The sequence below is a fragment of the Falsiroseomonas sp. RANM36 genome, from assembly GCF_056682175.1.
The window spans coordinates 432,426-448,364 of the sequence record NZ_JBWXTD010000005.1 but is presented as its reverse complement, the minus strand read 5'-3'; the positions used below and the strand labels follow the sequence as shown (position 1 = coordinate 448,364).

The window sequence follows — 15,939 nt, the reverse complement described above, 5'->3', positions numbered from 1 at the left end:
TCTCCCCCCCCCCCCCCCCCGGGGGGCGGGGGGGGGGGGGGGGGGGGCCCCCCCCCCCCCCCCGCCCTTCTTGCCTCAGACGCTGAGCGTTTCCTTGTAGGCGGTGCGCCAGCCCCAGGCGCCGGCGCCGTAGCCGCGCTTCTGCACCCGCTCGCGGTAGATGGTCGCGATCATCTCGCCATCGCCCGCCAGCAGCGCCTTGGTCGAGCACATCTCGGCGCAGATCGGCAGCTTGCCTTCCGCGATGCGGTTCGCGCCGTACTGGATGTACTCGGCGCTGACGTTGTCCGCCTGCGGGCCACCGGCGCAGTAGGTGCACTTGTCCATCTTGCCGCGGGTGCCGAAGTTGCCGACGCGCGGATACTGCGGCGCGCCGAAGGGGCAGGCGTAGAAGCAGTAGCCGCAGCCGATGCAGGTGTCCTTGTCGTGCAGCACGATCGCATCCGCGGTCGTGTAGAAGCACGAGGTCGGGCACACCGCCGCGCAGGGCGCGTCGGTGCAGTGCATGCAGGCCATGGAGATGGAGCGCTCGCCGGCCTTGCCGTCATTGATGGTGACGACGCGGCGGCGGTTGATGCCCCAGGGCACCTCGTGCTCGTTCTTGCAGGCCGTGACGCAGGCGTTGCACTCGATGCAACGGTCGCTGTCGCACAGGAACTTCATGCGGGCCATTGTTCTGTTCTCCCCCCGGTCTCTCAGGCCGCACGGATCTGGCAGAGCGTGACCTTCGTCTCCTGCATGAAGGTGACGGGGTCATAGCCATAGGTGGTCACGGCGTTCACCGACTCGCCCAGCACGATCGGGTCAGTGCCCTGCGGATACTTGCTCCGCTGGTCGGTTCCCATGAACCAGCCGGCGAAATGGAAGGGCATGAAGGCCACGCCCTTGCCGACGCGCTCCGTCACCAGCGCCTTCACGCGGGTGCGCGCGTTGTTCTCGGGGCCGCTCACCCAGACCCACTGGCCGTCGCGGATGTTCCGCTCGGCCGCGTCAGAGGTGTTGATCTCGACGAACATGTCCTGCTGCAGCTCGGCGAGCCACTTGTTGGACCGCGTCTCCTCGCCGCCGCCCTCGTACTCCACCAGTCGGCCGGAGGTGAGGATGATCGGGAAGTCCTTCGCCACCTCGCGCGAGCGGTTCTGCACGCTCTGGCCGAGATGCGGCAGGCGGAAGCCGCGCCGGTCGGGCAGCGTCGGATACTGCGCGAGCAGATCCAGGCGCGGCGTGTAGATCGGCTCGCGATGCACCGGCACCGGGTCGGGCAGGTTCCACGCCACCGCGCGGGCCTTGCCGTTGCCGTAGGGCACGCAGCCATGCTCCATCGCCACGCGCATCACGCCGAAGGAGAGGTCGGTGGCCCAGGAGAAGTTGCCGCCGTTGCTCTCGATCCAGCCCTTCTCCTCGGCGGTCAGCTCGTCGTACCAGCCGAGGCGCTTCAGCACCGCGGTGGTGAACTCCGGGTAGCCGTCCTGGATCTCGGAGCCCTGCGACCAGGAGCCCTCGGCCAGCAGCGTGACGCCGTTGCGCTCCGTGCCGAAGCGCGGGCGGAAGGTGCCGCCGCCGTTCTTCACGTGCAGGTTGGTGTTGTAGAGGACGTGGCTGCCCGGATGCTTCCAGCTTCCGGGGCCCCAGCAGGGCCAGGGCATGCCGTAGAACTCGTTGGCCACCGGCGTGCCCTCGCGCCCGCGCAGCGTCACCAGGTCGAACTTGTCCTGGTGCTCCATGTGCAGCTTGAGGCGTTCCGGCGACTGGCCGGTGTAGCCGGTGGAGAGCGAGCCGCGGTTGATCTCCCGCAGGATGCTTTCCGCCGTCGGCGCGCCGTCCTTGATCTCGTAAGGCTTGAACATGTCCTGCTGGAAGCGGACGGCCTGGCCACTCTTTTCCGCCGCGGCATCCAACGCGCCGGCCAGCCGGTACATCACCTCGTAGTCGGTCTTGGATTCGAAGATCGGGTTGACGACCTTCGTGCCCCACTGGACCGAGCGGTTGGAGGCGGTGCGGCTGCCGTCGCATTCGAACTGGGTGCAGATCGGCAGCAGATAGGAGTTGTCGCGTCGGCCGGACAGCACGGCGAAGGTGGTCGGGTGCGGGTCGGCCACGACCAGCAGGTCCATCGCCTCCAGGCCCTTCACCGCCTCCGGCATGCGGGTGACGGTGTTGCCGCCATGCCCGAACACCACCATCGCCTTCAGCCGGTCGCGCTGCTGGATCTGGTCCTTGGGCAGGGTCGCGGCATCGAAGTAGCGCGTGGTCGGGATGCCCGGCGCCTCCATCATGTCCTTGCTGTCGAAGCGCGCGAGGAGGTTTTCGTAGGAGACGCCCCAGACGCGCCCCCAATGGCGCCACGCGCCTTCCGCCAGGCCGTAGTAGCCGGGCAGCGTGCCGACATCGAGGCCGAAATCGGTCGCACCCTGCACGTTGCAGTGGCCGCGGAAGATGTTCGCGCCGGTGCCGTCCGAGCCGACATTGCCGGTGGCCAGCAGCAGGATCGAGAAGGCGCGCACATTCGCCGTGCCGACCGTCTTCTGCGTGGCGCCCATGCACCAGATCAGCGTGCTGGGCTTCTGCGTCGCGAAGAGCTGCGCCACCTTCTTCAGCTGCTCGCCGGGCACGCCGGTGACGCGCTCGACCTCGGCCGGCGTCCACTTCGCCACCTCGGCGCGGATCTCGTCCATGCCGTACACGCGCTGGCGGATGAACTCCTTGTCCTCCCAGCCATTGGCGAAGATGTGGTGCAGCATGCCCCACATGATCGGGATGTCGGTGCCGGGGCGGATGCGCACGTACTCGGTTGCGTGCGCGGCGGTGCGGGTGAAGCGCGGATCGATGACGATCATGTTCGCGCGGTTCCGCTCCTTGCCCGACAGCACGTGCTGCAGGCTGACCGGATGCGCCTCCGCCGGGTTCCCGCCCATGATGATCATGGTCTTGGAGTTGCGGATGTCGTTGTAGGAGTTGGTCTGCGCGCCGTAGCCCCAGGTGTTCGCCACGCCGGCCACGGTGGTGGAGTGGCAGATGCGCGCCTGGTGGTCCACGTTGTTCGTGCCCCAGAAGGCGGCGAACTTCCGGTACAGATACGCGCCCTCATTGGAGAACTTGGCGCTGCCCAGCCAGAAGACGCTGTCGGGCCCGCTCTCGGCGCGCACCTTCATCAGCTTCTCGGCGATCTCGGCATAGGCGACGTCCCAGCTGATCCGCTGCCACTGCCCGCCGACGAGCTTCATCGGGTACTTCAGGCGGCGGTCGCCATGCACCAGCTCGCGCACCGCAGCGCCCTTGGCGCAATGCGTGCCGCGATTGATCGGGCTGGCCCAGGTCGGCTCCTGGCCGACCCACACGCCGTTCTGCACCTCGGCGGTCACCGTGCAGCCCACCGAGCAGTGGGTGCAGATGTTCTTGATCCGCTGGATCGGGCGGGAGTGGTCGGCCACCCCGGTCGCCGCGCCCGAGGCCTGCACGCGCGAGGGCGCCAGCGTGCCGAGGGCGGCGAGGCCCGCGCCGGCGAAGCCCGCCTGGCGGAGGAAGGCGCGGCGGTCCAGCCCGCCGGAGGAGAGGCCCGCATAGGCCTGCGCAAGGCGCTGCTTCGCCGCCTTGCCTTCGGAGCGCTTGATCAGCATCGGCGCTGTCTCCCGGTTCTTATTCGTAGCGGTTGGTGCGGTAGAAGGACTGCACGTCGGCGCTGTCGGCCTTGTAGCGGGGCGCCAGGCGCTGCTGCTCGTTCTCCTTCCGGGCCTGGCCCGACGGCACGCTGTCCGCGCGCTGCGCCATCGCCGGCGCGGCCGCCGCGGCCGCGGTACCCAGGCCCAGCGCCTTGAGGAACCCTCGGCGCACCGACCTCTCCTCCCCGTTAGCAGCCATTTCCCCAGCTCCCCTTGTTCGGGTTGACATGTTCAGGCGGGCAGGTCTGCCGCCGCCGCCTCGATCTCGACAGCGACGCGGCCAAGCCGGCCGACACCGCGATAGAAGGCCGCCGCCTGCGCCGCTTCCAGGTCCGCGAAGAGCCGCGCGGCCCAGGGGCGGATATGGCGGGCGAAGAAAGGCGGCGCCTCGTCCGGGCCGGCCGCGAAGGCACCCGCGATCAGCCCGGCATAGGTCTCGCACAGAAAGGCGATGTGGTCTTCCGGTTCGGCGACGCCCTCGGCCCGCTCGATGCCGAGTCGCGCCAGGTCGCCGCGCAGGTCCGCAAGCGGGCGCTCATGCAGGAAACCGGTCAGGTAATAGGAGGCATAGGGCAGGATCTCGCCGCGGCCGACCCCGATGAAGAGATCGAAATACTCGCGCTCGATGCTCTCGGGCGTCGCGACCGCCGCCGCTGCGGCCAGCGCGGCATAGGCCTCGCCCAGCTCGCCCGGCATCGGGCAGATGCGGCGCAACTGTCCGAGCAGCGCAGGATCCGGCGCGCCCCCCATCAGCCGCCCGAGCAGCGCGAAAAGGCGCGCACGTTCGACATCCAGCGGATCGCTTGCGGTCGCTTCCGTCCCTCTCATCCCAACGACAGCCTTATGGTCCCACCACGATCCCGCAAGGGATCCCGCCGGGAACCTCCCCAATACTGGAAAGAACCAACCCCAGTCATCGGGTTTGCGCAAGGGTCTCGCACCGGCAGGCGGCGGAAAAATCCGGATCAGCCCGGCAGGGCCGATCCGTGCCGGCGCCGCGGGGCGGGCGTCGCCACCGGTTCGGCCTCAGGCGCGGCCGGCGCTCTCTCGCCTCGGGCCTCGGCCGTCGTGTCGGGCCCGGGCAGCGCCTGCACCGGCGTGGCCGGCGCTTCCGGCTCCGGGGCCGGTGTCCGGGCCGGCGGCGCCTCGGCCGTCGCGGCGTCCTCGCCCGCCTGCCGCGCCGGGACCTCCCCGATCGCCTGGGCGAGAAGGGTCTTCACATCGCCGAGGAGCTCGTTGGCGAAGCCAACCGGCAGGCCGCCGGGCGCGTTGAAGTCCCATTGGTATTCAACCGGGCCGATATAGTCGCGAATCGCCGGATCGAGGCTCCACATCCGGCGCAGCGCGGCGTTGCGCAGCCCCGCCGGCACGCCCGGCCGCAGGAACAGGGAGAAGTCGCTCTCGGCCGTCAGGCCCTCGATCGGCGGCAGGCTGGCCGGGTCGATCGCCGGCAGGTTCGGGATCGGGCAGGCGGGCTGCGCGGCCTGCGGCTCGGCCGCCGCGGCAGCGTCGGCCTCGGGCGGCGGATCCGGCTGCGGGTCCGCCGCCGGCAGCTCGGGCTCGACCGCCGCCTCGCGCTTGCGGCGCGACCAGCGGGCGAGGAAGCCGGCCTCCGGCTCCGGCCCGCTCATGGCTCGCCTCCCGCGCCAGGGCGGCGCCGACCAAGCGCCTCGGGGTCGGCCCGGTCGCGGCGGCGCTTGTGGAACGCGCGTTCCTTGTGGTGTCGGGCAACGAATTCCGCGGTCACCGCCCGCAGCCCCGGCGGCATCGGCAGCGATTCCAGCAGGTCATCGCCGGCATCGGCGTAGAGATGCGCCTCGCCGGGGTCCACCGTCACCGCCTGCAGGGCGAAGCCGGAGGGCGTCTCGGCCGGGCGCAGCGTCACCCAGACCAGCGGCGCGGCAGCCTCCAGGTTGTGCTTGTAGTTGTCGGTGTCGGTCGGGTGCAGCGCGACCTCCGCCACGCCGGCGAAGAACAGCGCACGGCCCTCCTCCTCCCGCAGCAGGGTCCAGGGCGGGACGGCGGGCGCGTCCTCCAGCACCTCGACCACGCGCCAGACATGCTCGGCCCATCGCGTGACGCCCGGCCGCCGCTCGGCCAGGACCGCCACGGGGATCGCCAGGCTGTCGGGGTTCATGTGCTGCGCACCCGATTCAGACCTCCGGTGCTCGGCGCGTGCCGCGCCTGCGCCCTGCGATCATCGGGGGCGTTCATGCCGCCGCCTCCCGCGGCGTCAGCGGCAGGCCGGCGATCAGGTTCTGCGGCTTCAGCCGCACCTTCCGGGCCACGTCCATCGCCAGCGCCAGATAGACCGGCTTGCCCGCCACCTTCGGCAGCACGCGCGCGGTGTCGGCGAAGTCCAGCACGCCGAGCCAGAGGATGCGCGCCAGCCTCTCCTGCTTCACCGTCTTCCCATGCCAGAGGTCGTTGGCGATCGAGGTCGCCTCGGCGTCCAGCCCGACATGCCAGGTCCAGTTCGCGTCCTCGATCACCGGCACCGGGCGGATCGCGACCTCCTCGCCGAGCATGTGCCGCAGGAAGATCGCGATGGCGCGGCCGAGCGCCTTCTGACCCGCGCTGCCCTCGACGATGTCGAGCGCGAAGTCATGCGCGTCTGAGCGCGCGAAATAGGCCGGCGCATTGGCCTCCGTCAGCACGTCGATCTCGATCTCGCGCGGCGGGGCGCCGGCCTCGATCAGCAGGTTGCCGAGCGGACCGAGATCGCCCTCGGCCGCCTTCATGTCGAGCAGTTCCTCGTCGGCGAGCAGGGTGGAGCCCTGGTGGATGCCGGCGCGCTGGGGGCGGAACAGGCATTCGGCCGCGCGCAGCACGAAGGGATCGCCCACGCCCTCCATCGCGGAGCGGACGACGAGATGCGTCAGCATCTGCAGGAAGAGCGGCGGGATGCCGGCGACGCCCTGTTCGTAGAGCGCGAGCCACGCCGCTTCGAGATTCGGCGCCGCCGCCACGCGATCGCGAAAGGAGAGAAAGACCTGCCAGTTCTCCCGCGCATCGGCGTCCGCCAGCGCGGCGAGCTCGGCTGGCGGCACGGCGCGCAGCGGGTCGGCCAGCAGGGCGGCATGCAGCGCGCGCTCGGCGTCGCAGGCCTCTTGCGGGGGCAGCAATTCGGGCCGGGCGCAGAAGGCGCGCCAGAGGTCGGGGGTGGCGTGGATCCGCCCCTCCGCGTCGCGGTCGCAGAGGTGATGGCCGCAGGCGACCCAGAAATCGCCGGGCGCGAGGCCCGGGGGCGGCGCGGGATGGTGGTGGTGGTGGCTCATGCGCCGCGTCCGAGGGAGGTCAGGTCGGGCCGCTCCGCCGGCTCGTCCTCGCCTTCCACCACCGCCACGCCGAACACCGGCAGCCGGTCGAAGGCCTGATGCGGCGTGTCGCGCCGATGGAGCGTGCGAAAGCGCTCGCGCTGCGCGCCGTCCTCGATGCTGCGGGTCAGCGCGAGGATGGTGCCCGCCGGGTGGTCGCAGAGGCTCTCGGCGAAGGCGATCTCCTCTTCCGCCGCCGCGCGGGCCGCGGCCTCGTCCGGCGCGCCATGCGCGGCACGGAGATGGGCGGCAAGGGCGGCCAGCGCCGCCTCCCGCTCCGCCGCGCCGGCCTCCGCCACCTCCACCAGGGTGGACCAGCCGAAGGAGGAAAGACCCAGGAACCCGCCCCGAAACGCCTGGCGGCGCTTGCCCGGCATCGTCGCCGGGTCCTCGTCCCAGAAGGCGAAGCCGCCGGGCACGGCCCATTCCCCGGGCTCCGCGGCGGGGTCGAAGATCAGCGTATCCGAGCGGTCGAGCCGCAAGGTTCTGGGGAGCTTCGTCATCCGGCCAGCGCCTCCCGCAGGCTGCGCTGGCTGCGCACACCCTCGCGCTCCGTCACCAGGTCGCCGGAGGCGGGGTCGAGGCCATGGCGGCCAGCGGCCTCGTCCTGCTCCAGCCGCGCCAGGAACCGCTCGGCCATGCGCCGGAAGCCGCCGGTCGGGCCGCCGCGCTGCCATTCCGCCAGCCCCGCCATCAGGTGCCGCGCCCAGGCGGCGGTGAGCTCGGCGGCCGAGGCCTCGGTCGGGTCCCAGCCTTCCTCATCGAGCGCGGTCTGCTGCAGGCCGTGGCCGGGCTCCCAGCCCTGCGGGAAGCTCAGGCGCGCGACGACGCCCACCACCACCCAGTCGGGCACCGCATCCTCGGCGCAGCCCTCCGGCCAGGCGAGCCGCGCCCCCCCGATCTCGCCGGCATTGACGAGGACGCGGGCGGGCCAGCGGAAGGTCAGCGGGACCTCCGGCGGGCCGAAGGCGGCCAGCGCATCGGCCAGCGCCGAGGCGGCGGCGTAGAGCGCGGGCCGGGCGGCGGCCAGCGGCCATTCGGGCTCGAGCACCACCGCGGCCTCGATCCGGGAGGCCGAGCGCACCCAGGCGAGGGTGCCGGCGCCATGCTCGGGCGCGAGCGCAACGGCACGGGCAAATGCGTCGCCCCCCTCCCGCAGCGGGACGACGGGGGAGAAGACCGAGGGCAGCTCGGGCAGATCGGTGCTGGTCGAAACGGCCGGAATGCTCCCCTCCCCTCCCTCGCAACGGCGGGTCCGGGGCGATATATGCGCCAGCAATCCCCGAGCCTAGGGGTCGGGGAAGAACAGGGACGCGCCGGGCCGGGATGACCACCTTCGTCTGCAGCTGCGAGGACACCATGCCGCTGGACGGCCGCGCCATCGCGCGCGGCTGCGGCGGCGGGGGCGAGCTTCGCACGGCCGAGCAGCTCTGCCTCGCGCAGCTCGATCGTTTCCAGGCCGCGCTGGCCGAGGGCAAGCCGCTCACCGTCGCCTGCACCGCCCAGGCGCCGCTGTTCCGCCAGGAGGCCGAGGAGGCCGGCTTCGCGGCGCCCCTGGCTTTCTTGAACATTCGCGAGACCGCCGGCTGGTCGGCCGAGGCGAAGGCCGCCGGCCCGAAGATGGCCGCGCTGCTGGCCGCCGCCGCGGTGGAGATGCCGGCCGTGCCGCTGGTGCCACTGGCGAGCGAGGGCGTGACCCTGGTGCTCGGCCGCGACGCCGTGGCGCTGGAGGCGGCGCGCAAGCTGGCCGAGACGCTCGACATCACCGTGCTACTGACCGGCGCCGAGGCGGTGGAGCCGCTGCGTGCGGCGGAGTTCCCCGTGGCGCGCGGCCGCGCCCGCGCCGCCACCGGCTGGCTCGGCAAGTTCGAGGTCACGGTGGACGGCTACGCCATGCCGCGCCCCTCCTCCCGCGCCGCCTATGAGTGGGGGCCGCGCAAGGACGGCGCGGTCAGCCGCTGCGACGTGATCCTGGACCTGACCGGCGGCGCGCCGCTGTTTCCGACGCATGAGCTGCGCCAGGGCTATCTGCGCGCCGACCCGGCCGATGGCGCGGCGGTGGAGCGCGCCGTGGCGGCGGCGCGGGAGCTGGTCGGCAGCTTCGACAAGCCGCGCTTCGTGACCTTCGACGCATCGCTCTGCGCGCATAGCCGCAACCGCCGCACCGGGTGCACGCGCTGCCTGGATCTGTGCCCCACCGGCGCCATCACGCCGGGCAAGGATTCCGTGCAGATCAGCGCCGAGATCTGCGCCGGCTGCGGCGCCTGCGCGGCGGTCTGCCCCACCGGCGCGGCGAGCTACGCCCTGCCGCCCGCGCAGGCGCTGCTGAAGCGGCTGCGGGCGCTGCTGCTCACCTATCGCGAGGCGGGTGGCGAGACGCCGCTCGTGCTCGTCCACGACGAGTCCGGCGAGGCGATGATCGAGGCGCTGGCGCGCCACGGCGATGGCCTGCCCGCGCGCGTGCTGCCGCTGCGCGTGAACGAGATCTCGCAGCTCGACCTCGGTTTCCTGCTGAGTGCCTTCGCCTGGGGGGCGGCGCAGCTGCGGCTGCTGATGAAGGCGAAGCGCGCGCATGGCACGGAGGGCGTGTTCCGCAACCTCGACTACGCGCAGCATGTGCTGGCCGGCCTCGGCATCCCCGACCACGGTGCGCCGCGCGCGGCGGCGATCGAGACGGACGATCCCTTCACCCTCGGCGAGGCGCTGCGCGCGGTGCCGCGCCGCGGCCTGCCCTTCCCGCCTTCCACGCATCTGGCGATGGGCGCGCCGCGTGAGATGCTGCGCCAGGCGGCGCGCGCGCTGGCCGATGGCGCGGGGCGACGCGGCGGCGAGATCGCGATGCCGGCCCTCGCACCCTTCGGCGAGGCGCGGGTGGACGTTTCGGGCTGCACGCTCTGCGTCGCCTGCACCAGCGTCTGCCCGACCGGCGCCTTCTCCGCCAACCCGGAGCAGCCCCAGTTGAGCTTTTTGGAGGATGCCTGCGTGCAATGCGGCCTCTGCGCCGCGACCTGCCCGGAGAAGGTCATTTCGCTGGTTCCGCGCCTGAACCTGGCGCCCGAGGCTGCGCAGCCGCGCGTGGTCAAGGAAGAAGAGCCCTTCTGCTGCGAGCGCTGCGCAAAACCCTTCGGCGTGAAGAGCCAGATCGCGCGTGTGACGCAGAAGCTGCAGGCGCAGGGCCATTGGATGTTCGCCGACCCCGCGCGGCTGCGCGTGCTGCGCCTCTGCGAGGATTGCCGCGTCTTCGAGGCGACGGAGAGCGCGATGGACCCCTATGCCGGCCCGCCGCGCCCGGTCACGAAAACCACCGAGGATTACCTGCGCGAGGCGGAACGCGCGAAGCGCGCGGCGGAGGAAGGCTGACGCGCGCTACGCCGCCCGCGCCAACCACTCGAGCAGCAGCCGGTTGAAGACCTCCGGCTTCTCGACATTCGGCAGGTGCCGCGCGCCTTGGATCGCGACGAAGCGGCCATCGGGCACCAGCCGCGCGATGCGCTCGCCCTCGGCAGGCGGGACGGCGTGGTCGTCCTCGCCGCAGAGGATCAGCGCGGGGATCGGCAGACCAGGCAGGCGCGACACATGCGAGAAATCGCTGATCGCCTCGGCGCAGCCGGCATAGCCCTCGGCCGGCGTGGCGGCGACGGTCGCCAGAATCTCCTGCCAGCGCGCGGGGTTGGCGGCGCGGAAGCCGGGCGTCAGCCAGCGTTCCAGCGTCGCCTCCGCAATCGGCGCGCAGCCGCCTGCCGCACGCACCGCACGGATGCGCGGCCCCCAGATCTCGGCGGCGTTGGGCAGCGATTCCGGCAGCGCATCGCAGATCACGATGGAGCGCAGCAGGCCGGGATGGTCGAGCGCCAGCGCCTGCCCGCTCATGCCCCCGAGCGACAGCCCGACATAATGCGCGGGGTCGAGATCGAGCGCGCGCAGCACGAAGGCGAGGTCGTCGCCGAGTTCCGCCATGCGATAGGGGCCCGGCGTCGCCGTGCTGCCGCCATGCCCGCGCAGGTCCACGCGCAGCACGCGGAAGCCGGCGTCCAGTAGCGCCGGCACCTGTTCCGCCCAGAGGCCGGAATCCGCGGCCAGCGCATGCACCAGGCAGACCGCCGGCCGGCCGCGCGGGCCGAGCAGGTCGGCATGGATGCGGCGGCCCTCACGCGTCAGCAGCATGGTCAGTCGATCTGCACGTTCACGGTGCGGACGACCTCGCGCCAATTGGCGACTTCCTCCGCGACATAGCGCGTCGCCTGGTCGAGGCTGCCGCCGATCGGCTCGAAACCACCGTCGCGCAGGCGCTGCTGGAAGGCCGGCTCGGCCATCACGCGGTTGATGTCGGCATTCGCGCGTTCCAGCACCGGGCGCGGCGTGCCGGCGGGGAACATCACCGCCACCCAGGCGACATCCACGATCGGCGGCAGGCCGGCCTCCGCCACGGTGGGCACGTCGGGCAGGGCGGAGTTGCGCGTGGCGCTCGTCACCGCCAGGCCACGCGCCTTGCCGTCGCGGATCTGGTTGATCGCCGAAGGGAGGGAGGCGGCGACCATGTCGATGTTGCCCGCGAGCAGCGCCAGCATCGCCGGCCCCGCGCCGGTGTAGGGCACGTGCTGCACATCCGTGCCGCCGGCGCGCTTGAACAGCAGTTCAGCCGACAGATGCGCCGCCACGCCGACGCCGGCCGTGCCGTAGTTCAGCGGCCGGCGCCGGCTGAGCTCGACCAGGTCGGCCAGCGTGCGCACCGGGCTCTCCGCGCGCACCGCGAAGATGTTGGGCGTTCCGGCGACGACGGCCGCGACGTCGAATTCCTCCGCGCGATAGCCGGGATTGCGCGACAGGCTGAGATTGATCGCGAAGGCGCCGGTGGTGACGAGGGCGGTGTAGCCATCGGGCGCAACGCGCGCGATCTGCCGGGCGGCGAGGTTGCCGCCGGCGCCGCCGCGGTTCTCCACCACGACGGTGTGGCCCCAGGCGGGGCCGAGCCGCTCGGCCAGCATGCGGGCGATCACATCGGTGAAGCCGCCGGGCGCGAAGGCGACGACGAAGCGCACCTGGCGTTCCGGCCAGGCGCCCTGGGCCGCGGCACCGCCCAAGGCCGGCGCGGCGAAGGCGGCGCCCAGCAGGATGCGTCGTGTCGTCATGGAACCTTCCCCCCTGTGCCTCGGCACGTGCTGCGATTTACGCAGCGCCGACATTCCCGGCAATAATGCCGGCCAAGGAGACCGCATGCCCGAGACCAACCGCCGCATCCTGCTCGCCCGCCGCCCGAAGGGGGCACCGGTGCCCGAGGATTTCCGCTTCGACGAGGCGCCGCTGCCGGACCTCGCGGATGGCGAGGTGCTGGTGCGGCATCGCTTCCTCTCGCTCGATCCCTACCAGCGCGGGCGGATGGACGATGCGCGGTCCTATGCGAAGCCGGTCGAGATCGGCGGCGTGATGGAATGCCAGGCGGTCGGCCAGGTCGCCGCCAGCCGCGACGCGCGCTTCAGGGAGGGCGACTGGGTGCTCGGCGGCTTCGGCTGGCAGACGCATTCGGCGCGGCCGGGCAAGGCGCTGATCGCGATCGACCCGCAGGAGGCCGCGCCCTCCACCGCGCTCGGCGTGCTCGGCATGCCGGGGCTGACGGCATGGGTCGGACTGAAGGACATCGGCGAGCCGAAGGACGGCGAGACGCTGGTCGTCTCGGCGGCCTCCGGCGCGGTCGGGCAGGTGGTGGGACAACTCGGGAAGATCGCCGGAAGCCGCGTGGTCGGCATCGCGGGCGGCGCGCGGAAATGCGCGTATCTGACGGACGAGCTCGGCTTCGACGCGGCGGTGGACCACAAGGGCGACCTGGCCGCGCAGCTCGACGGCGCCTGCCCCGACGGCGTGGATGTCTATTGGGAGAATGTCGGCGGCGCGGTGCAGGCGGCGGTCTTCCCGCGCTTCAACAATTTCGGCCGCATGGTGATGTGCGGCATGATCGCGCAGTACAACACCGCCGCGGGCGCGGATGCGATCGGCGCCGCGCCGGGGCCCAATCTCGGCCCGGTGGTGCGCAAGCGGCTGCGCATCCAGGGCTTCATCGTCGGCGACACCGGCTGGAAGCGCTACGCGCAGTTCCGCGCGGAGCTGCTCGGCCACATCGCCGCCGGCCGGCTGCGCTACCGCGAGGACATCGTGCAGGGGCTGGAAGCCGCGCCGGACGCCTTCATCGGCCTGCTGCAGGGCCGCAACTTCGGCAAGCTCCTTGTCGCGCTCGGCTGACGCCCCGGACGCGGCGGACGCGGCCCTCGTCGCGCGGCTCGACGGGCACCGCCTGCTGCTGTGCAACGGGCTGCTCGGCGAGGTGATCGCCGGGCTGCACATGGACTACATGTCCACCCAGCTCGACTGGCTGCGCGGCCTCGGCATCGCCGTGGCGCGCGCGCCCACGCCCACCGCCGCGCCGATCGCGGAGAATGCGGCGCGCATCGCGACCATCATCGAGGGCGACGAGGCGCCGATCATCCTGATCGGCCATTCCAAGGGCGGGTTGGAGGCGCTGTCGGCGCTGCTGATGCCCGGCATCGCGGCGCGCTGCCGCGGCTTCCTGGCGCTGCAATCGCCCTTCCGCGGCTCGCCGGTGGCCGATGCCGCCCTCGGCTACGGCCCGCTGCGCGACCTGGCGGATCATGCGCTGCGGCTCGCGCGGCTCGGCGACGGCAAGGGCCTCGCGGACCTCACCTGCGCGGTGCGGGAGCCCTGGATGGCGGCACATGAGGCCGAGATCGCCGCGCTGAGCGCGCGGCTGCCGGTGGCAAGCCTCGCCACCGCGCTGTCGGATCCCTGCCCCTGGCGCGACCGCGCCTATCTGCCGCTGGCGCGCTGGATGGAGGAGAAGGGCGCCGGGCCAAATGACGGCCTGGTGCCGGTCGCCTCCACGAAGCTGCCCGGGGCGCGGCACGCGGTCTTCGCCGGCGGGCATCGGGCGCTGGTGGCCACCGGGGCGGGGCGCGACCCGGTGGCCTTCCTGCGCGCGGAGCTTTCGGCGCTGCTTGGGGTGGCTACTCCTTCGCCACCTCCACCAGCACCAGCTCCGCATCCTCCTCCGCCGTGATGCGGATCTCGGGCTCGTCCACGATGCCCGCGCCGTCGCGCGCGCCGAGCTTCGCGCCGTTCACCGTGACCGCGCCCTTGGCCGGCACGAGATAGGCCGCGCGGTCGGCGCCGAGCGACTGCACCAGCGTCTGGCCGGCCTTCAGCGTGGTGGCGAGCACCGCGCCGTTGACGTTGAGCGGCAGCGCGCCGTTGCCCTGGTCCTGCGGCCGGCCGGAGGCCAGCACCTCGAAGCCTGCCTCGCGCGCCGCCTTGGGGAACTGCTTCGCGCCCCAGTTCGGCTTCGCGCCACGGCGGTCGGGGATGATCCAGATCTGGAAGATCTTCGTCGTCTCCGGCTCGAGATTGTACTCGGCATGCACCACGCCGGTGCCCGCGCTCATGATCTGCACGTCGCCGGCCTCGGTGCGGCCCTCGTTGCCCATGTTGTCCTTGTGGGTGATCGCACCCTCGCGGACATAGGTGATGATCTCCATGTCGCGGTGCGGATGCGGGTCGAAGCCGGTGCCCGGCGCGATCTCGTCGTCGTTCCACACGCGCAGCCGGCCCCAGCTGGTGCGCGCGGGGTCATGGTAGTTGGCGAAGGAGAAGTGGTGCTTCGCCTTGAGCCAGCCATGGTCGGCGCCGCCGAGGCTGCCGAAGGGTCGGATGTCGATCATCGCCTCAATCTCCTCTGGGCCGTGGGGTGGGGCCCTGTCGTTCGGGGCGCAAGATGGGGGCGCGACGCCGTCGGTGCAGCGGGGCGGGACGGATCGGCGCCATTCACCGCGGCAATGACGGGTGGGGGATAATGGGTGGGGGATATCACCCACCCGACCGCGCAACCCCCACCCTCGCCCCAGAGGGAATCGTTGTGCGCCAAGCACTTGCCGGTCCTCCGGCGAGTGGCACGCGCGGTGCAGTAGCCCCTGGCATCCGGCATCCCGCCGGTGTCGAGGGAGTTTCCGTCATGTCCAGCCGCCTTCTCGCCGCCGCCCTGTTCGGCGTCTCCGCCCTGGCGCTCTCCGTCCCGCCGGCCGACGCCGCGAGCCGGCTGTCGGCGCCCGCCGTCAGCGAGCAGCCGACGGCGCTGACACCCGCCCGCGAGGCCAGCGAGGGGCCGCGCCGCGAGGATCGCCGGCAGGACCGGCGGAACGACCGCCGCAACGACCGTCGCAGCACCGAGGCGCCGTCCGATCTGCAGCTGCTGCTGGCCCGCGAGGCGAGCGAGGGGCCGCGGCGCGAGGATCGCCGGCAGGACCGCCGCAACGACCGGCGCAACGACCGTCGCGGCGCCGCGCTCGACACGATGGATGACGGCGCCATCCTGCTCGTCCGCGAGGGTGCCAGCGGCGGCAACCGGCAGCGCCGGAACGGCGGCCGGACAGGTCGCTGAGCCATGCGGCATCGCCGGCAAGGCGGCGTGGCGGCGCTGCTCGCGCTGCTGCTCGCCTGGCCGGCGGGTGCCGCGGAGCTGCGCCTGACCGCGGCGCGGGAATTCGCCGATGGGCGGGACGGCACCGCCAGCGGCGCCTCCCTGGTGCCGCTGCAGGCGACGCTGGCCGCCGGGGGCGGCTATGCGACGCTGCGCCTGCCGGCGATGGCGCCGGCCACGGGCACCTTGCCCTTCGACGCGCCGGCGGTCCGCGAAGACCGCGGCGGATTGGGCGATGCGCGCCTGACACTGGGCCATCGGCTCTACGAATCCGACGACGGCGTCCTGCTCGAAGTGGCGCTGCGCACCCGCCTGCCCTCGGCCTCGACGCCGGCCATGGCGGGCGGCGTGACGGAACATCTGCTGCGGCTGGACGGATCGATCCCGCTTGGGGAGAAGGTGACGCTCGATGTCTCGGCCGGACGGCGCTTCGCGCCGCTGGCCCCGGCCGCGGTGCGCGGGGGGGCGGACGGGGGCGTGGGGG

General features: G+C 72.5%; 17 protein-coding genes. 5 read left to right on the top strand and 12 right to left on the bottom strand.

Translation table 11 applies throughout. The annotated features are described in order from the left end of the window. Nucleotides 1-75: 75 nt before the first annotated feature. The 9 genes from fdh3B to AC1MIR_RS20135 form a co-directional block, all read right to left on the bottom strand. Nucleotides 76-672, bottom strand: coding sequence for a formate dehydrogenase FDH3 subunit beta (gene fdh3B / locus AC1MIR_RS20175; RefSeq protein WP_480029976.1), 597 nt, complete (start codon nucleotides 670-672; stop codon nucleotides 76-78). A gap of 23 nt (nucleotides 673-695) precedes the next feature. Next, entirely contained in the window at nucleotides 696-3,617 is a 2,922-nt protein-coding gene (locus AC1MIR_RS20170; RefSeq protein ID WP_480029975.1) for a formate dehydrogenase subunit alpha, read from the bottom strand. Nucleotides 3,618-3,636: 19 nt separating this feature from the next. Next, on the bottom strand, nucleotides 3,637-3,831 hold the full coding sequence (locus AC1MIR_RS20165; protein ID WP_480029974.1) for a twin-arginine translocation signal domain-containing protein: 195 nt from the start codon (nucleotides 3,829-3,831) through the stop codon (nucleotides 3,637-3,639). A gap of 59 nt (nucleotides 3,832-3,890) precedes the next feature. Next, the gene (locus tag AC1MIR_RS20160) at nucleotides 3,891-4,487 is read right to left on the bottom strand and encodes a TorD/DmsD family molecular chaperone (protein WP_480029973.1); all 597 of its coding nucleotides are present in this window, start codon (nucleotides 4,485-4,487) and stop codon (nucleotides 3,891-3,893) included. Nucleotides 4,488-4,624: 137 nt separating this feature from the next. After that, on the bottom strand, nucleotides 4,625-5,290 hold the full coding sequence (locus AC1MIR_RS20155) for a DUF3306 domain-containing protein (protein ID WP_480029972.1): 666 nt from the start codon (nucleotides 5,288-5,290) through the stop codon (nucleotides 4,625-4,627). Further along, the gene (locus AC1MIR_RS20150) at nucleotides 5,287-5,796 is read right to left on the bottom strand and encodes a DUF3305 domain-containing protein (RefSeq protein ID WP_480029971.1); all 510 of its coding nucleotides are present in this window, start codon (nucleotides 5,794-5,796) and stop codon (nucleotides 5,287-5,289) included. The genes AC1MIR_RS20155 and AC1MIR_RS20150 overlap by 4 nt, the downstream gene beginning before the upstream one ends. A gap of 73 nt (nucleotides 5,797-5,869) precedes the next feature. Next, complete coding sequence (locus tag AC1MIR_RS20145; RefSeq protein WP_480029970.1) at nucleotides 5,870-6,937, bottom strand: DUF6352 family protein; 1,068 nt, start codon at nucleotides 6,935-6,937, stop codon at nucleotides 5,870-5,872. Further along, nucleotides 6,934-7,479, bottom strand: coding sequence for a DUF6505 family protein (locus AC1MIR_RS20140; protein ID WP_480029969.1), 546 nt, complete (start codon nucleotides 7,477-7,479; stop codon nucleotides 6,934-6,936). Before AC1MIR_RS20140 ends, AC1MIR_RS20145 begins: the two co-directional genes overlap by 4 nt. After that, entirely contained in the window at nucleotides 7,476-8,255 is a 780-nt protein-coding gene (locus tag AC1MIR_RS20135) for a biotin/lipoate--protein ligase family protein (protein WP_480029968.1), read from the bottom strand. Before AC1MIR_RS20135 ends, AC1MIR_RS20140 begins: the two co-directional genes overlap by 4 nt. Before the next feature lie 47 nt (nucleotides 8,256-8,302). Here AC1MIR_RS20135 and AC1MIR_RS20130 point away from each other — a divergent pair, with 47 nt between their 5' ends. Further along, on the top strand, nucleotides 8,303-10,336 hold the full coding sequence (locus AC1MIR_RS20130; protein WP_480029967.1) for a 4Fe-4S binding protein: 2,034 nt from the start codon (nucleotides 8,303-8,305) through the stop codon (nucleotides 10,334-10,336). Nucleotides 10,337-10,342: 6 nt separating this feature from the next. Here the strand turns inward: AC1MIR_RS20130 and AC1MIR_RS20125 are convergent, their stop codons facing one another. Continuing rightward, complete coding sequence (locus AC1MIR_RS20125) at nucleotides 10,343-11,140, bottom strand: alpha/beta fold hydrolase (protein ID WP_480029966.1); 798 nt, start codon at nucleotides 11,138-11,140, stop codon at nucleotides 10,343-10,345. 2 nt (nucleotides 11,141-11,142) lie between these two features. After that, entirely contained in the window at nucleotides 11,143-12,105 is a 963-nt protein-coding gene (locus tag AC1MIR_RS20120; protein ID WP_480029965.1) for a tripartite tricarboxylate transporter substrate binding protein, read from the bottom strand. 85 nt (nucleotides 12,106-12,190) lie between these two features. Between AC1MIR_RS20120 and AC1MIR_RS20115 the strand changes: the two genes are divergently transcribed. Continuing rightward, nucleotides 12,191-13,210 carry an NADP-dependent oxidoreductase gene (locus AC1MIR_RS20115; protein WP_480029964.1) on the top strand — a complete coding sequence of 340 codons (1,020 nt, stop codon included), beginning with the start codon at nucleotides 12,191-12,193 and terminating at the stop codon, nucleotides 13,208-13,210. Beyond that, nucleotides 13,194-14,042, top strand: a complete 849-nt coding sequence (locus AC1MIR_RS20110; protein ID WP_480029963.1) for a lipase family protein — start codon at nucleotides 13,194-13,196, stop codon at nucleotides 14,040-14,042. The genes AC1MIR_RS20115 and AC1MIR_RS20110 overlap by 17 nt, the downstream gene beginning before the upstream one ends. Here the strand turns inward: AC1MIR_RS20110 and AC1MIR_RS20105 are convergent. Beyond that, nucleotides 13,990-14,700, bottom strand: coding sequence for a pirin family protein (locus tag AC1MIR_RS20105; protein WP_480029962.1), 711 nt, complete (start codon nucleotides 14,698-14,700; stop codon nucleotides 13,990-13,992). The genes AC1MIR_RS20110 and AC1MIR_RS20105 overlap by 53 nt on opposite strands. Before the next feature lie 290 nt (nucleotides 14,701-14,990). On the opposite strand from AC1MIR_RS20105, the gene AC1MIR_RS20100 reads away from it, so the two are divergent. Both AC1MIR_RS20100 and AC1MIR_RS20095 read left to right on the top strand, forming a co-directional pair. Further along, nucleotides 14,991-15,416, top strand: a complete 426-nt coding sequence (locus tag AC1MIR_RS20100) for a hypothetical protein (RefSeq protein WP_480029961.1) — start codon at nucleotides 14,991-14,993, stop codon at nucleotides 15,414-15,416. 27 nt (nucleotides 15,417-15,443) lie between these two features. Next, nucleotides 15,444-15,939: hypothetical protein (locus tag AC1MIR_RS20095; RefSeq protein WP_480029960.1), on the top strand; the 496-nt coding region annotated here is incomplete at its 3' end.

What these genes read in the sequence shown, in the direction of transcription:
- fdh3B (WP_480029976.1), bottom strand. Translation starts at nt 672, where the DNA reads ATGGCCCGCATGAAGTTCCTGTGCGACAGCGACCGTTGCATCGAGTGC.
- AC1MIR_RS20170 (WP_480029975.1), bottom strand. Translation starts at nt 3,617, where the DNA reads ATGCTGATCAAGCGCTCCGAAGGCAAGGCGGCGAAGCAGCGCCTTGCG.
- AC1MIR_RS20160 (WP_480029973.1), bottom strand. Translation starts at nt 4,487, where the DNA reads ATGAGAGGGACGGAAGCGACCGCAAGCGATCCGCTGGATGTCGAACGT.
- AC1MIR_RS20155 (WP_480029972.1), bottom strand. Translation starts at nt 5,290, where the DNA reads ATGAGCGGGCCGGAGCCGGAGGCCGGCTTCCTCGCCCGCTGGTCGCGC.
- AC1MIR_RS20150 (WP_480029971.1), bottom strand. Translation starts at nt 5,796, where the DNA reads ATGAACCCCGACAGCCTGGCGATCCCCGTGGCGGTCCTGGCCGAGCGG.
- AC1MIR_RS20145 (WP_480029970.1), bottom strand. Translation starts at nt 6,937, where the DNA reads ATGAGCCACCACCACCACCATCCCGCGCCGCCCCCGGGCCTCGCGCCC.
- AC1MIR_RS20140 (WP_480029969.1), bottom strand. Translation starts at nt 7,479, where the DNA reads ATGACGAAGCTCCCCAGAACCTTGCGGCTCGACCGCTCGGATACGCTG.
- AC1MIR_RS20130 (WP_480029967.1), top strand. Translation starts at nt 8,303, where the DNA reads ATGACCACCTTCGTCTGCAGCTGCGAGGACACCATGCCGCTGGACGGC.
- AC1MIR_RS20125 (WP_480029966.1), bottom strand. Translation starts at nt 11,140, where the DNA reads ATGCTGCTGACGCGTGAGGGCCGCCGCATCCATGCCGACCTGCTCGGC.
- AC1MIR_RS20120 (WP_480029965.1), bottom strand. Translation starts at nt 12,105, where the DNA reads ATGACGACACGACGCATCCTGCTGGGCGCCGCCTTCGCCGCGCCGGCC.
- AC1MIR_RS20115 (WP_480029964.1), top strand. Translation starts at nt 12,191, where the DNA reads ATGCCCGAGACCAACCGCCGCATCCTGCTCGCCCGCCGCCCGAAGGGG.
- AC1MIR_RS20105 (WP_480029962.1), bottom strand. Translation starts at nt 14,700, where the DNA reads ATGATCGACATCCGACCCTTCGGCAGCCTCGGCGGCGCCGACCATGGC.
- AC1MIR_RS20100 (WP_480029961.1), top strand. Translation starts at nt 14,991, where the DNA reads ATGTCCAGCCGCCTTCTCGCCGCCGCCCTGTTCGGCGTCTCCGCCCTG.